The following is a 14,225-nucleotide window of genomic DNA, read 5'->3' as shown; positions in this document are numbered from 1 at the left end:
ATGGGATTCCAGAGCTTCATGCAGGCGGGATTTGAGTGCTCCTGCCATCGATTTCCCGACGGCCGCCAGTTGGATTTGCTGGCGTCGACGGGGCATGCGAAATGGGCAAGCGAGGACTACGCGGCCATCGCCGCGCTTGGGCTGCGCACGGCGCGGGACGGGGTGCGGTGGCACCTCGTCTGTCCTGCGGCAAACACCTGTGACTGGTCATCGTTGCTGCCCATGATTCGGGCGTCGCGCGATAGCGGCGTCGAAGTGATCTGGGACTTGTGCCACTACGGCTGGCCGTCCTGGCTCGACATCTGGTCCCCCTCCTTTCCCGAAGCATTCGCGCGATATGCCGCCGCCGCGGTCCGCTTGATTGCCGGGGAAACGGACATACCGTCCTGGTACTGCCCTATGAATGAAATCTCGTACTGGAGCTGGGCGGGTGGCGACTTGGCGCACTTTGGTCCCGGCACCGTAGGCCGGGGCGCTGAACTGAAGCGCCAACTCGCGCGGGCGGCGATCCAGGCTAGTGACGCGATTCTGGAGGCGGATCCCGGCGCACGCCTGATCTGTGCTGAACCCTTGATCGCCATCCGGCCCGCGCGACCCGGAGACGCCGCAGAGGCGGCGGCCGCAAGCGACGCGCAATTCGAGGCGCTGGACATGATTTGCGGCCACGCGCATCCGGACCTGGGTGGAGACGGGCGGTATGTGAACATTGTAGGCCTGAACTACTACCCGCATAACCAGTGGTGGCACCGAGGGCCCCCACTGCACTGGGACCACGCGCAGTACGCGCCGCTCGCGCGACTTCTGCAAGGCTGCGCGCACCGCTATGGCAAGCCCCTGTTCATCGCCGAGACCGGCGCGGAAGGTCAGGACCGTGTGCGCTGGATCCGCTACGTCGGCGACCAGGTCGCCCAGGCGCGGGCGCAAGGTGTCGATGTGGCCGGAATTTGTCTCTATCCCGTCACTGACTATCCCGGCTGGGGAGATGACCGCCACTGCCCCACGGGGCTGCTGAGCGCGCCGTCGCCGCAAGGGCGGCGCAGCGTGTACGCGCCGCTGGAGATCGAATTGCGTGTCCACGCGGCGCGCGCGGGCTGCGGTCCCGCCGGTCTGCTTCCAGCGCCCGCCACAGCGCCCGCCGAAGAATGAGCCATGCGCGACTTGCCCAATATGCCCGCCCAACCCGCGGCCTTCCTGTGGCGCTACTTACGCCAGCGGCCGTGGGCGTTCGGTTTGATGGGACTGATCGTCGTGCTGGCCGGCATCTGCTCGGTCGCCGTCCAGTACGCCATGAAGCTGATCGTCGACGCCATGGCGTTGGGCGCGCGCGCGTCATTCCACATATGGTGGGGTCTGGCGCTGTTCCTAGGACTGATCGCGGTCGAAGCCGCCTTGTGGCGCTGTGGTGGCTGGCTTGGCTGTCGCAACATCGTCGCGGCTTGCGCGGCGCTCCGGGTCGAGGAGTTTAATCACCTGAGCCACCACTCCACCCGGTATTTCCGCCAGCATCACTCCGGCGCGCTCGCAAACCGCATTTCGTCGACCGCTAGCGCCGCCGGCGCAATCTATGGCGCGATGGTCTGGAGCATTGTGCCGCCTTGCGTAGACTTCCTGGGCGCCGCTGTGGTGCTCGGTACGGTGGATTGGCGCATGGCCGGCGCGCTGCTCTGCTTCGTCCTGGTGCTGGCCGGGGTCATCATCTCTTTCGGCGCTCGCGGGCGCACCCTCCACCAGCAGTACGGCGAACAAGCCGCGCACGTCGGAGGTGAGATTGTGGACGCCATTTCCAACATCTGGGCCGTCCAAGCATTCTCCGCCCAGGCGCGCGAACGCGCACGGCTGGAAAAAGCATTGGGAGAAGAGGCCCGCGCCCAGCGGCGTAGCTGGATGTATGTAGAGAAAGCGCGCGTCATCCATGACGCCTGCCTGTGGCTTGTGGCCGGCGCAATGCTGCTCTGGGTGCTCCGGGCGTGGGAAATGGGCCGCGCCAGTCCGGGCGACGTGGTGGTCGTCAGTGCCCTGACGTTCCGCATCCTGCACGGCTCGCGCGACCTGGCGCTGGCTTTGGTCAGCACTGCCCAGCAGTTTGGCATCATCGCTGAAGTGCTTCGGCTGGTGTGCCGGTCGCATGCAGTCCCCGACGTACAAAGTGCGCAGCCGCTGCACCACCCCGCGGGGGCCATCGTCTTTGGCGACGCGCACTACACCTACCCGGTCGGCTGCCATGCGTTGCGCGGCATCACGCTGTCCATCGCGCCGGGGCAGAAGGTGGGCTTGGTAGGCGCGTCTGGCGCGGGAAAATCAACGCTGCTGTCTCTTCTGCAGCGCTCCGACGAACCGCAGCAGGGCCGCATTCTTGTCGGCGGCCAGGACATCCGCGAGGTCACCTTGGATAGCCTGAAGCAGGCTATCTCGGTTGTGCCACAGGACGTGAGCCTGTTTCGCCGCACCATCATGGAGAATATCCGCGACGGAAGAGCCGAGGCCTCCGAGGAGGAGGTGATTGCCGCAGCACGCCAAGCGCACTGCGAACCGTTCGTCCGACGCCTACCCCAGGGCTACGCAACGCTCGTGGGCGAGCGCGGCGCGCTGCTGTCTGGCGGCGAGCGCCAGCGCATCGGCATTGCCCGCGCCTTTTTGAAGGGTGCGCCCATTCTGCTGCTTGACGAAGCGACGTCCGCGCTTGACAGCTACTCGGAGCAACTCATTAAAGAAGCCCTGGCAGAATTGATGAGCAGCCGGACCGTTATTGCGGTGGCACATCGTTTATCCTCTCTCGCGCGCTACGACCGGATCGTGGTCGTAGACGCGGGCCGCATTGTCGAGGATGGGTCCCTGGATGAACTGCTTTTGGCGCGCGGCCCGTTGCGCGCTCTGTGGGATCTGCAGGTCGATAACGGCGGCCCCGCAGGCCAAGAAATCGGCAAACCATTCCGGTACCTGCCTGACCGGCTGGTCTCAACGGACGTCTCGCTACCGCCAGGCATGTCAAATGCTAGACATGCGACGCCCCCCCCAAAAAAATTTCACGCGGACAGCCGACGCCAAGGACTCAAAAATGGAAACCATCCGACCTTTCCGCGATCTGGCTACGTCGCGCCGGCTGCGACGCGCCAGCTTTCTCTTAGGATTCGCAATGGGGGGCTTCTTCGACGGTATCCTTCTGCATCAGATACTGCAATGGCATCACCTGCTGTCCGGTATCCAGACGGGCGCGCTTCTTGGGTCGTTGACCGCACAGATCGCGGCAGATGGCGCGTTCCACGCCTTCATGTACGTCATCGCCACTCTGGGACTAATCGAACTGTGCCGTGCCCGGTTCGTCTCGGCCTCTTCCGACGCGCGACCACCCTCGGCGCTTTTCTGGATAGGTTTTGGAGTTTGGCACATCATAGATGCGGTGATGTCGCATTGGATTACGGGCATCCATCGGGTCAAGATGGACGCCGATAATCCCATGATCTGGGACATCGCCTGGGTGGCGGTCTTTGGCATAGTCCCGCTCCTCTACGCCTGGTGGACGCGCATTCACAGGAGGCCGCCGCACGATGGCCAAATGCGCCGCAAAACCTATTTCGGACTGTGAGCAGCAACTGTTATGGCCAGTGCAATGGCGAATCTGTTTCCCTTGCGTGCAGACGCCGATACGACCGTAATCGCTGCCTAAGTCCACAACTGCTAAAAACATGGGATTACCGGAGGGTGGCGCGAATACAACAGCTAATTCACCAGTGCCCCCTGCAACATCAAGTTTTCCGCAAAAGATTTGCGACCAACGTCCCCATTGCGAAATCACGCCCGACTTCTCTAGTGCAGACCGAGCGACGAGCAACTGTCATGCTCTTCCAAATTTTCCTTAGTAAGAGTAGATTAACAGCAGAGAGCGATAGGGTGCCCGATTACGTTACAGTGATTGACTCTCAATATCTTTAAATGCCCTTGCTTCCACGTGCTGGAGCGTCTACCTTTGAGCATCATAGACGTGGATAACAACATTGAATTTTTTAAGAATATAAGACCGTTGCTCACCGCAGTGCGTGAAGCGATTACCCTGATCGACAACTTGATAAGAGAATTCGATGAAACGTGCGAACTGAACGGCATTCGGACCGACAATGATTGGGCTGTGGATTTGAATCGAAGCCGATTGCGCTGTCCTCATGGAGGTTTCGTCTCGTTGACATTCGGCGAACTGCTAATTGCTGATGCACTAATACGGCGCGCCGAGGATGTAGTCAGTTATGACGAGTTGACGCGTGCATTAGAGAACGGGGGAGCTCACAAAAGCAAGAAGGAATTAGGCAAACCCTCAATACGTGTACTTGTCAGCCGCCTTAAAACTAAAATTAATAGAGCTTACGGAGTATTTCCCGTCCAGCCTGTACGTGGCGTGGGGTATATTTTCACGCCGGAGTGACAGATCGGAAGAGACGAAATGTCATTCGGAGGAATAAAATGAAAATGTACTATCTAGGAACATTTTCCATGGGTACACTTGACAGGGTATTGGTGTTTTGCTCTGCCGAAGAAGCTTGGCAGGCCGCGCTCAATTTGCCCCCAACACACGCATGGCCGCTTGATCGCTCGCGCGCCCTTCGCTGGTTATTGCAGACTGACCGGGATGCCAAGGCCGAAAGCATTTTGCAAGACGCGGAAAGTCGCGCAAGGTCCGCCACGTCAAAGTCGTAAGCGATCGGGGACGCTGCTGATTCGCTTGATAAGCGTCATGAAACTGGCTCCATGCCAACTTCAGGAACAAGGCCGAGAATTGCAATCGCATAGCGCAGCTCGGTGCCGTGAAGCCCCGCTCAAATCATGCCGCTACATTATTCATATCCGAACTCAACATCTCCCATGGCAACTTTCTCGAATTGCTTAGTTATTTCCGCCTCTGGCACAGCCTTTGAGTAAAGAAATCCTTGCAGCTCATCGCAGCCTACGGTCCGAAGGAAGTCCCGCTGCGCTGCAGTCTCCACCCCTTCAGCGTTAACCGTGAGCCCCATTGATCGGCCCAAATTGACGACGGCGTTGACGATAGCTGTAGAATCGCCTCCCTCTCCTATATTTGCCACAAAGCTGCGGTCGATTTTGATCTTGTCGACCGTGAACTTTTGCAAATAGTTCAAGCTTGAATACCCGGTTCCGAAATCGTCCAGTGCTATGCGGAAACCAGCCTTCCGTAATTCGGCAATGGCCTTCTGCACCCTACCATCGTCTTCAACGAACACCCCTTCTGTGATCTCAAGCTCGATTTGAGCGGCACTCACGCCCGCATTTTTCACAAGGTCAATCACGTGCGTGGCAAACCCTTCAGTGCGAAACTGCACCGACGAGAGGTTTACAGCCATAGACAATCCGGGCCATTGCAACACTGCCCGACACGCGTCGTGCAACACCCATTGCCCGAGTTCAACGATTAGGCCCGATGACTCCGCTATAGGGACGAAGATCTGCGGTGGCACTGGGCCTCGGCTTGGATGGTGCCAACGCAGAAGTGCCTCGACTCCAACGAGTTTCCCCATGAGTCATTCACGTGTTTAAAATTATCCAAGTCTAAAAGAAAAATAGCACAACAGTTGTCGGGACGTCGTCGAACCAGAGCTTGATCGACGGAGGCCGAAAAATAAGCGCGGTTGGGCAGTCCCGTAAGCACATCATGAAAGGCCAAGTGCTGGGCGTGCGCTTCACTCGCTTTCAACTCCAGGTGGGCGGCGCTCAAGTCGCTCAAGTACGAATCCTGCATGCGCGATAGTTGATAAGTGCGAAATGCAAAATGCTACTAGAGTCGTCGCGCCTGCGACCATAGAGCCTACGATAGGAAGCATCGAGCGCCAAAGCTCTGATCCGGGCAGGTGAGGGCGCCACATGAAATATCCGAGCGTGGCCTGTGTCGATGAAATCAAGGGCGAAGCCCAATCTGTGGTGTCATCATGGTGTGCCCGGACTGAACGGTAGTGGAGCCCCTCCATTAGGTTGTCCCCAGAGAAGCTGCGCAAAAAGTCGCCATCGATAAATCGGACGCTCACGAGAAGATTTGGCGGAACGGACTCCTACTACGGTCGGTTGTTGAGCCACGCTAGCGAGGTCCGTCGCATGCACCGCTCCGGCCGTTGTACGCATCGAGGCATTTTCGGCGACAGGCTGACTGGGGAGCCTTTTATGGTCGTTGTTGCGTTTGCTAACCTGCCCTCGAACTAATCCTATAAGTCGACTGATGTCGGCTCCAAATAACGAATAGATGGTCGGAGAGGCGGCATTTCCACTAACGTTTCCATAGATATATTCATTATTTGGCCCAAGGATGAAGATCAGATACTGCTCAAAAAGACGAAGCAACCAGGGGCCAACATTTTCATTAAGCCAACCTTGGTCGGACATGGGCTTCCTCAATTCATCTGCCAATAAATCCCAGCCGGCGAAACCTTGTTGCGCCTGCGCGACATCGTCTTTGACATGGTTCAGCGCTTGCTGAAGCTCTGTGCGCGAGCGCTATTTTGACGATCTCGCGCGAATAGGCGGGTGCAGTGCTCAATGAACTGCGGAACGGTTTGTCGTATGCGATGAGTTCGTTGCGCGCGTTCAGGTACATGATGCCGAACACCTCATGCGCGAGGCAGCTGTTCAGTCGCAGTTGCAGGAAGTCGCGAACGACCTTCGGCGAGGATATAAACTGTCCCGGCATGCTGCCTGCAGAACGACTTCGCGCGCCGCGACCAGGATCTCTTTCGGCGTAGCCGGGCGCACCGCGCCTGCGGAATCTTGTACGCAAAGAGCGCGTCTGGCGTGATCGTTGGCGTTGAACGCGATGGAATACTCCATGGCTGGATCTCCAGTGTCGGGCGGGATTGCCCGGCGATCCTGGGATGCGCCGCAGCGGAGCGGTCAAGTGGCGCGCCGGCCCCTGGCCGTAAGCCGCCGCCGCTGCCGTCGTTGCGCTGCACTTGACGGCGAGAACAGCGTGTCATAATCGCCCAAAAAGCAGGACTGCCCTCTCTCCCCTGGTGTTGGCCACCCGCAGTACGCCACGCACGCGCCTATACTGGCCGGCCATCTGCATTCATAGAGTTGATCGGTGTGCGGTCGAATCGTTCAGAGATCGGGTCCGCTGGACTACGTTGAGCGTATCTTTACTAACCAGAGCCAGATCTACGCGGACCCGACAGGACCGCCATTCAACATCCCCCCGGGCACCGCCCGCTCGCTTTGCATCGCCTGGCTGAAGACACCGTTCTATGGCCACGGGGCCGTGGGGTTACAAGCGTCCAGGTTCCAACCACTTCATGAGCAACGCGAAGCATAGCAAGATAACTACCACGCTCCATAAGGCGACCACACCTCGCATCGGTCACGAAGACGCCTTATCGCAACCCAACCGCATCGTGACATTTGAAGGCTTTGCGAGTAACTTTTCTACGAATGCGCCAACTTCCATTGGCTGGGCCAAACCGAATCCCTGGCCGATTCGACAGCCCAACGATCGCAACAGGCCCACCTGCTCGGCCGTTTCGATGCCCTCGGCTACGACCGCAAGGCCCAGCGCCCGCCCCAACTCATTTGCAGCGGCCACGATGGCATGGGCAGTCGGCTCGGACTGAAGCCGTCGAACAAACGTCTGATCGATCTTGATCTCGGAGAACGGGAGGTAGCTTAAGCGTTCCAGCGTAGACGCGCCCGTTCCGAAGTCGTCCATGCTGACACCGAACCCGCAGGCGCGCAGCCGCTGCAGCTCGGTCGCCAATGTTGTCATATTCTGAATGGTTTCGCTCTCTGTGAGTTCGATCGTGATTTTATCGGGGGAAATGCCTCGCAGCAACGTGCGTTCCCATAGGCAGTGTGCGACGCCGGGCACTGCCAGAGTGGACGGGGCCGCATTAACCGAAATTCGCGTGGAGATGCCTTTGGCCGCAAGATGGGCCTGCAGATCGAGCACACGTTCGGTGACGACGTGGAACAGTTTTCGACCCATTGAAAGGCGGCTGATCGCCTGTACCACCTTGGAGGCGGGTACTTCACCGATCCGCGGATGCCGCCATCGCGTCAGAGCTTCGGCGCCCAGGGTCTGTCCGGTAATCAAGTCCACTTGTGGCTGCAGCACCACGCGAAGACCATCCTCGGTTCCAAGCGCGAGGACTAGGTCTTCGTCATTGAAAGGAGCCTCGCAGGCATTTAGTGCACCCGCTTCGCCGCCATGGGCAAAGCTGGTAAGCGGCGCGTCTACGCCGGTAGCGGTGGTGACGGTTTCGAGGACTCCGCCAATCGCGCGGAACGGGTCGGCACACGCATCCAAGATGCTTCGTGGAAGATCGCTGATCCACAACACGGCCGGCAGGCGTCGCAGGCGCCCCGCCTCGAATTCGCGTTGAATGCGAGCGGGCAGTAACAGCCCTTCACAGGGAACGCCTCGCACTTCGCACACCACTACATCTATATCCTGGTGCAACAGTTCTTCTGTCAGGGAGCCCAGCCCCCAACAAGTTCGCAACTCCCGCAACACACCGCTGTCCAGAAGCGTGGTCAACCCATATGAAGATGAGGGAGCGCTGCTGAGCGCAATCACAGCAATCCCATGCGTACGCCCTGACGATGGGTCGCGGGGAGGAAGGTTCAGATTGATGTCTCGCATAATGGACCCAGTATGATCCGACGACTTACGTCGAACAATCGGACCGGTACCAAAGCTGTCGGCATGCTAGCCCTGTCCCAAGAGCATGTCGGAAGCAATGGGGTTTTCGTGCTGCACGGCCCCTTCCGATAACAGCCCCATCCCATAGGCAAAGCGAAACAGCTCTACGTCTCGTTCGATACCCAACTTGCGCATCGCGGCGGCTTTCTGCGAACTTATAGTCTGCTTGCTACAGTTGAATTGTCTGGCGATCTCGTTGATAGATACGCCAGAGACGTAGAGGCGGACCGCCTCCATTTCTCGCCGGGTGAGTTTTTGAATCGGGTCAATTTGCGCATGCTGGCCCACTGCGGAAGTCGATCTGAATTTTGGGGAAAAGTACGTGGCACCGGCGTACACCGCGTAAATGGCGGAAATTAGGTGGTCGATCGCATCCACTTTGCTCAACACTGCATGAACGCCGAGCTGTACCATCTCGGCCACCATCGCCCGGTTATCGATCGCTGTGAAGACGATGATCTTCAAGAATGGGTAGCGACCGCGGAGTAAAGACAGCGTGATCAAACCGTCGCCGAAGTCGCCGCCCGGCATGACATAGTCTGTAACCAATACATCGCAGGGCGATTTCACCAACAGCTCAAAGATCTCCCTGGAATTGCTGGCGGTTCCCACAATGGAGATCGTGTGGAACTCTACTAATTCGTGTTTGACGCCTATGATGAGGGCGGGATGATCATCGGCGATGATGAGGGATATTTTCATGGCGCATCAGCTTCCCGGTTTGGCCAGATCTAAATGCAGCCAATGTAGTGTTCGTTCCTATGGATTTATCTCGTACTTGTCCTCCTCTTTGCACAGACAACACGGACCAGCACGAAATCCGGGAAGATGGGGCGATGCCGCTGACTGGCGCCGCGAGCTAGTCCCTTCTCTCGGACGTGGTTGCAGGTCTTGCCGCCCTTCATAACTACTGACAGGCTCTGCTCGGCCCGGGCCAGCAACTCAAAGTCGTCCAGCGGATTGCCAGCGACGAGCTACAAGTCGGCCATGGCGCCGCTCTGCACGACGCCCAGCTTGCCCGGGTAGGGATTGCGCGGGCCCGACAACGCGCACAGTTCGCCTTTAACGCTCGTGGCCATTCGCAACACCTCGGTAGCACCCGTACCAACGGCTCATCTTCCCCAGCTGTGCCCCTTGGCGGGTGGCGAGCCGGGCGTCGAACAGCGTATCCGTGCCCCATGCCGTTTTTATACCCCGACACTGCGCCATCTCATAGGCCCGATCGGTTCTGGCCACCATTGTCAATTGCTTAAGCCGCGCGGCAGGCGATGGATCGGAACCGCATCCTCGTCGTCCAGAAACGGCTCGCAAGCACCCCCACACCTCCAGCTCCGCCATGCGCCGAGTCGTGTCCTCGTCGATCGAATGGCCGAGCTCGACGCAGCGCACATGCAGGAGACCGCTGCGCATGTTGGGCAGGATTAGTTTTAGAAACATGGTCAGGGATAAAGCAGCACGCTAAAAGCATCAGAAGGCGGAAATACCGTCAGGAAAATGTCAGCGTCACCGTGGCCGTGGCATTGGCCGTACCAGGCCGTTGAGTCGCGCCGACGACCTTCATATAAAGAGCTTGAAAGGCGTATGTCTTTTTGTTCGAGCCGATATTGAAGCTATGGGAGCTGCTTCCGTCGAACTTCACGGCAGTAGCACTAGAAGAATGCGTTGCATCGTTGGTGACCATCATGACGCCAAATCCCTGCGCGGAGCCCGCGCCTGGCGTGAGCGAGAGGGTCGTCGCAACCCCCCCCGCCGTCGTACCATTGAATTTGAGCGAGGCGGTACTCAACGTACTGAGTTCGCAACCACCCAGCGTGATGTTGAACGTCTTTCGGTACTTCTCTGGCGCTAGAGTACTCACGAATTCGCTGATGGGAACGTCACCTAGATTAACGATATCAGCCACAATAGTGCAGGGTGTGTTAGTGATTCTCCCGGTGACGTTTAGTGTCGCCGTCTGGGCCTCTGCGACCCCCGCGGCCGTGCATAGGGCGGCTACAGCTAAAGACAATCTAAGGTTGCTATTCATAAACCGTGTAATTAAACTAAAAAAGGGAATCAAAAGGGTGCCCGCCGCCTTCACCGGTTTGGAGAGATTTGCGCGCAGTACCGCAGAACGTACCAACGTGCGAACATCCTCACCTCGCGCGATGGGCGAAGCGGACTCAGAAAAATTTCGCTAATTGGGCTTAGAGTTACTCCCCGCAGGCCTCTTACGAGTATTGAACTCCGAACAGAACCTAGGCATTGGCATTGCCCGCCGCCCCGTCTATCAATGGCTTCATAGAACGCCTTAAATTTGAAGTTGTTGGTACCCTTGATCAAGCCGAACGAGACGCAGCCCCGTTTATCGCAGTGCGGTGTTCCGTCACCAGGCCCACAGCCACGCCCCTCGGGCCGCCGCCATTTTCAAAGCCCAAACGCGGCTGCTGATCCCAGTCTGTCCCATTCCATTTATTCGGCGTAGGGATTCAATGAAAAAGATTTCGGCCTGCAACACTGCATATTCTGAGCGAGGTAAAATCATAGATGACATGAAAGACGATTAATATCATTCCAGAACGAAATAATATGGCGACCGATGAAAATCTAGTACTAGTCTTAGTCATTAGCGCGCATGTCACGCGTTTTTGCCGTCCATGAATGTCCAGCCGGACTTTGCTGGGTCTCGCGGCCCGCTCGCCCCTAGCTCCGTAGGCTCGAGTTTGGCGGGCAGCAGAAGGCAGGTAACGACAAAAACGGGACGCCGTAGAACTGGGTGGGCGCAAATGCGTCCATCCGTAGAGTCGAAAACGTGATCGCAACGACCCCAGCGAAGCCCACGCCCCCACACCAAGTTCCCTTGCCCTTGCGCGCGTTGCCAGGCAAGCGCCGGAATCGGAAATAGGCCAGAAAAAATGGAGGTCCATGACACCACATGCGCAGAAATTGCGATGGACGACACTGCGACGTACCCTACGCTAGGGGACGCCTTATGTGCCGCGTAGGCAAAATTTCGAGCGACATCGCCATGGAGCTCGGCCGAGCAAGCATCGCTCGAACTGGAGCAGCTTTGGCCATGCTAGAGTGGGCGCGAGCCGTCATAGATTTGACAGCTCAAAACGGATACAGCCGCGCCCATCGCTCAATGGCAAGCGAGCGTAATTAACGCGAGCAGCGCCAGTGTTTTGACCACGACGCCGGCGAACTCCACCCGTGCGAACATCCTCTCACCCGCCAGATGCATAAATTTACGCCTGCCATCACCCCACCGCCTCAAGCGCAGGCGGCAGCGGCGTGAGCCACCACGCGAAGGTTGATTCGAGCATGACGACCACGAGCCGACAATCTCCACGACAGGTAGAACATAGGCAGTGCGGACGACAAAGCCGGCTCGCCGGCTCAGAAAAGACCGGGCATAGGAACCAATCGCGCCTCGGCTTGGGTGTGCGGCCGTCAGTTCCGACAGACAGCGCATCAACAGCATGTCGACATTGGCAGCCACACCATCGCTCAACATTGCTGCACAACCTGCGACCATGAGAGGGACACCCCAGCCGGAAATAGCGCTTAGCTGATAATCGCGCCTACGGCGATAACCGTCAGATGCCCACGCGAAAACACGGCGGCCAAGCCGGACGCACGGTGAATGATCCGATCGATTCTTATAATTTGTGAGGGTTGGGTGCGTACGCCGCCAAGCACATAGATATTCCTTGCGCGCCTGAGGTAAGACGCGTCAGACCAGCAGCAGAAATGGACGCGGAAGAGTTTGCAGCATCGAGTAGTCCTATTCAATCAGACGGGTACGAAGCAGGATGCAGCGGCGCGGGTCTGTGTGTAGCGAGATAAGAGTACACACCGCGATCGATATTATTGGCGCTCGGCTCATCCATACGCAGCTTGCGCCAGATAGCCCACATCCGGAATGCAACTGCAGGAGTTGTACGAGTTCTCGATGAAGGCATGGATATCGCGCTGAGCGTTAGCATGCGTTGTGTATAAGCTGCGCCAGATTCTTTAGCTATTCATGCTCAGGAAGAACCGCTCTATGACGCCATATTCTCCACAGTTGCTTTGCCGCTCATGCTGCACAGGATACAACGACTGCAAGCCCCGATCGGGATGCAGTCATCGCCGGTGGATCGCCATTCCAGATGACATCTAGAGAGAAACACAACGCGAGTTGCCGGTAGCGCCGTGGACTCGGGTTCTGCGATGGAGCAGGCCTGATATTAGTCAGGGCGGCGAAGAGCCACCCGGGGAGGAGGGTCGGCGAACGCCCTTCGTCCCTCAGCCTTGCAACTACGCAACGACAGGGATGGCCCCCCCGTGATCCACCCTATCGGCGCCCAGCACGTACGTTCCAGCGGTCGATGGCGTGGCGTAACAATCGCAGCCGCGACATATCATGAAGAGCATGGCGGCGTCGCGCGGAGTCCTTACGTGCCTCCCACCCTTGTCGAAGTCCCCACTCGTGCCCGACGCGGAGCTTCGACATTCGAACTCCCTGGCCTCCAATCTCGAATAAGCGAAGCATGCGGGTACTAGAGTTGACGGCGCTAGTCCGACTCTGAAGCCTTAACGAACCAAGTCAAGATTACTGTACACATTCAGTTTGTGCATTTGCGCTCTTTTACGCATTGATCGTTTACTTGCTTCGGTCGAATTTTGCCGCGAGTTCGCTCCATGAACGACCCTCGGCCCGCACGGCGCGACGCAAGCGTTCGGAGCTCTCCGCATTCTCCCAATTACACCGAGTCTAAGGTTCCAGTGCGTGCAATACGTTGCAATTGTCGATAGAGGTCAGTATCAGCGTAATAAGACCAAGGCACCGGCCCCGCATTCGAGTAAACAATCCAAGGCCAACGCCGAAATCCTTGCCTTGCATCACGTAGGCGCTCACCAGCACATCGCAATCGTGGTTGTCGAGAACGCCAAAATAGCTCGCCAGAGTTGAAGGCGCAACCCACGACCGTGACACCATCTGCAATGGACAGCTCAATTTGGAAAAATTTTGACGCTTCCCGATACCCATCTGCCAAAACGACGCGGACGAGGTCTCGCATTGCACCGCGGACGCCGCCAAACCGTCGATCGGGTGCGTCTTCGCGCCAAGCAACGCCCCCCCCGGGCACGCAAGCCAAGGTTAGGGAGGGGTTGGATAAGCAGAACGACCGCTAGGTTCTCGGCTGATTTCCTGGTGGACCATTAAGATATTACGGGGAGCCTATTCACAATTGGTAGCGCGAAAATCAAACTCGAACGAACTGTACGCAGCTGGGATGGGACTGACTAATGCCGCGGAATTCAGCGCGCACCGGTGAATCGCCCGATCATCCGGCAATCAGATTAGCGAGATCGACACCCCAAGGAGGCGTTTACTTAAAACCCATCGATGGGGATTGACTGGATCCGACCGATTAAGTAGCCTACGAAATGTGAGTTAAAGCTCACCATATTTACAAAGCTACCCTCATCCTTAGTACGATTAGGAGCTCGACCATGAAGAAGCAGCTTTTGATGATTGGCCTTATCGGTTCGATGGCCTTTTCGGGGGCCAGCATTG

General features: G+C 57.9%; 11 protein-coding genes and 1 pseudogene. 4 read left to right on the top strand and 8 right to left on the bottom strand.

Going from position 1 to position 14,225, the window contains the following annotated elements; genetic code table 11:
* The 4 genes and pseudogenes from HV765_RS30110 (at nucleotide 1) to HV765_RS30095 (ending at nucleotide 4,414) form a co-directional block, all read left to right on the top strand.
* On the top strand, nucleotides 1-1,146 hold the full coding sequence (locus HV765_RS30110; protein WP_175171895.1) for a beta-glucosidase: 1,146 nt from the start codon (nucleotides 1-3) through the stop codon (nucleotides 1,144-1,146).
* 3 nt (nucleotides 1,147-1,149) lie between these two features.
* Nucleotides 1,150-2,664, top strand: a pseudogene (locus HV765_RS30105) (ABC transporter ATP-binding protein); the annotation flags it as partial.
* 160 nt (nucleotides 2,665-2,824) lie between these two features.
* Nucleotides 2,825-3,583 (top strand): DUF2243 domain-containing protein, encoded by a 759-nt coding sequence (locus HV765_RS32140; RefSeq protein WP_338077820.1) that lies wholly within the window; start codon nucleotides 2,825-2,827, stop codon nucleotides 3,581-3,583.
* Nucleotides 3,584-3,964: 381 nt separating this feature from the next.
* The gene (locus HV765_RS30095) at nucleotides 3,965-4,414 is read left to right on the top strand and encodes a helix-turn-helix domain-containing protein (protein WP_175171893.1); all 450 of its coding nucleotides are present in this window, start codon (nucleotides 3,965-3,967) and stop codon (nucleotides 4,412-4,414) included.
* A gap of 409 nt (nucleotides 4,415-4,823) precedes the next feature.
* On the opposite strand, the gene HV765_RS30090 is transcribed toward HV765_RS30095, so the two are convergent.
* The 8 genes from HV765_RS30090 to HV765_RS30055 all read right to left on the bottom strand — a co-directional run bounded on the left by HV765_RS30090 (nucleotide 4,824) and on the right by HV765_RS30055 (nucleotide 12,176).
* A complete protein-coding gene (locus HV765_RS30090; protein WP_175171891.1) occupies nucleotides 4,824-5,519 on the bottom strand; it encodes a putative bifunctional diguanylate cyclase/phosphodiesterase in 696 nt (231 codons plus the stop codon).
* The gene (locus tag HV765_RS32280; protein WP_420840198.1) at nucleotides 5,432-5,740 is read right to left on the bottom strand and encodes a diguanylate cyclase domain-containing protein; all 309 of its coding nucleotides are present in this window, start codon (nucleotides 5,738-5,740) and stop codon (nucleotides 5,432-5,434) included. Before HV765_RS32280 ends, HV765_RS30090 begins: the two co-directional genes overlap by 88 nt.
* A gap of 185 nt (nucleotides 5,741-5,925) precedes the next feature.
* A complete protein-coding gene (locus HV765_RS30080) occupies nucleotides 5,926-6,459 on the bottom strand; it encodes a CHASE4 domain-containing protein (RefSeq protein ID WP_175171974.1) in 534 nt (177 codons plus the stop codon).
* Nucleotides 6,389-6,679: a JAB domain-containing protein gene (locus HV765_RS32275; RefSeq protein WP_175171888.1), complete on the bottom strand. Its 291-nt coding sequence runs from the start codon at nucleotides 6,677-6,679 to the stop codon at nucleotides 6,389-6,391. The genes HV765_RS30080 and HV765_RS32275 overlap by 71 nt, the downstream gene beginning before the upstream one ends.
* Before the next feature lie 663 nt (nucleotides 6,680-7,342).
* Nucleotides 7,343-8,515 carry an EAL domain-containing protein gene (locus tag HV765_RS30070; RefSeq protein ID WP_175171886.1) on the bottom strand — a complete coding sequence of 391 codons (1,173 nt, stop codon included), beginning with the start codon at nucleotides 8,513-8,515 and terminating at the stop codon, nucleotides 7,343-7,345.
* Nucleotides 8,516-8,686: 171 nt separating this feature from the next.
* Nucleotides 8,687-9,382 carry a response regulator gene (locus HV765_RS30065; RefSeq protein ID WP_175171884.1) on the bottom strand — a complete coding sequence of 232 codons (696 nt, stop codon included), beginning with the start codon at nucleotides 9,380-9,382 and terminating at the stop codon, nucleotides 8,687-8,689.
* Nucleotides 9,383-10,166: 784 nt separating this feature from the next.
* Nucleotides 10,167-10,802: a fimbrial protein gene (locus HV765_RS30060; protein ID WP_254600781.1), complete on the bottom strand. Its 636-nt coding sequence runs from the start codon at nucleotides 10,800-10,802 to the stop codon at nucleotides 10,167-10,169.
* Nucleotides 10,803-11,801: 999 nt separating this feature from the next.
* Entirely contained in the window at nucleotides 11,802-12,176 is a 375-nt protein-coding gene (locus HV765_RS30055) for a hypothetical protein (RefSeq protein ID WP_175171883.1), read from the bottom strand.
* Nucleotides 12,177-14,225 lie beyond the last annotated feature (2,049 nt).

Source organism: Achromobacter kerstersii, from assembly GCF_902859595.1.
Lineage (GTDB): Bacteria > Pseudomonadota > Gammaproteobacteria > Burkholderiales > Burkholderiaceae_B > Achromobacter > Achromobacter kerstersii.
The sequence above is the reverse complement of the archived record's forward strand: the minus strand, read 5'-3'. Positions and strand labels throughout refer to the sequence as shown.

Excerpts from the sequence above, each read along its gene's own strand:
- HV765_RS32140 (WP_338077820.1), top strand. The coding sequence starts at position 2,825 with ATGGGTCCCTGGATGAACTGCTTTTGGCGCGCGGCCCGTTGCGCGCTC.
- HV765_RS32280 (WP_420840198.1), bottom strand. The coding sequence starts at position 5,740 with ATGCAGGATTCGTACTTGAGCGACTTGAGCGCCGCCCACCTGGAGTTG.
- HV765_RS30055 (WP_175171883.1), bottom strand. The coding sequence starts at position 12,176 with ATGTTGAGCGATGGTGTGGCTGCCAATGTCGACATGCTGTTGATGCGC.
- HV765_RS30110 (WP_175171895.1), top strand. The coding sequence starts at position 1 with ATGGGATTCCAGAGCTTCATGCAGGCGGGATTTGAGTGCTCCTGCCAT.
- HV765_RS30090 (WP_175171891.1), bottom strand. The coding sequence starts at position 5,519 with ATGGGGAAACTCGTTGGAGTCGAGGCACTTCTGCGTTGGCACCATCCA.
- HV765_RS32275 (WP_175171888.1), bottom strand. The coding sequence starts at position 6,679 with ATGCCGGGACAGTTTATATCCTCGCCGAAGGTCGTTCGCGACTTCCTG.
- HV765_RS30065 (WP_175171884.1), bottom strand. The coding sequence starts at position 9,382 with ATGAAAATATCCCTCATCATCGCCGATGATCATCCCGCCCTCATCATA.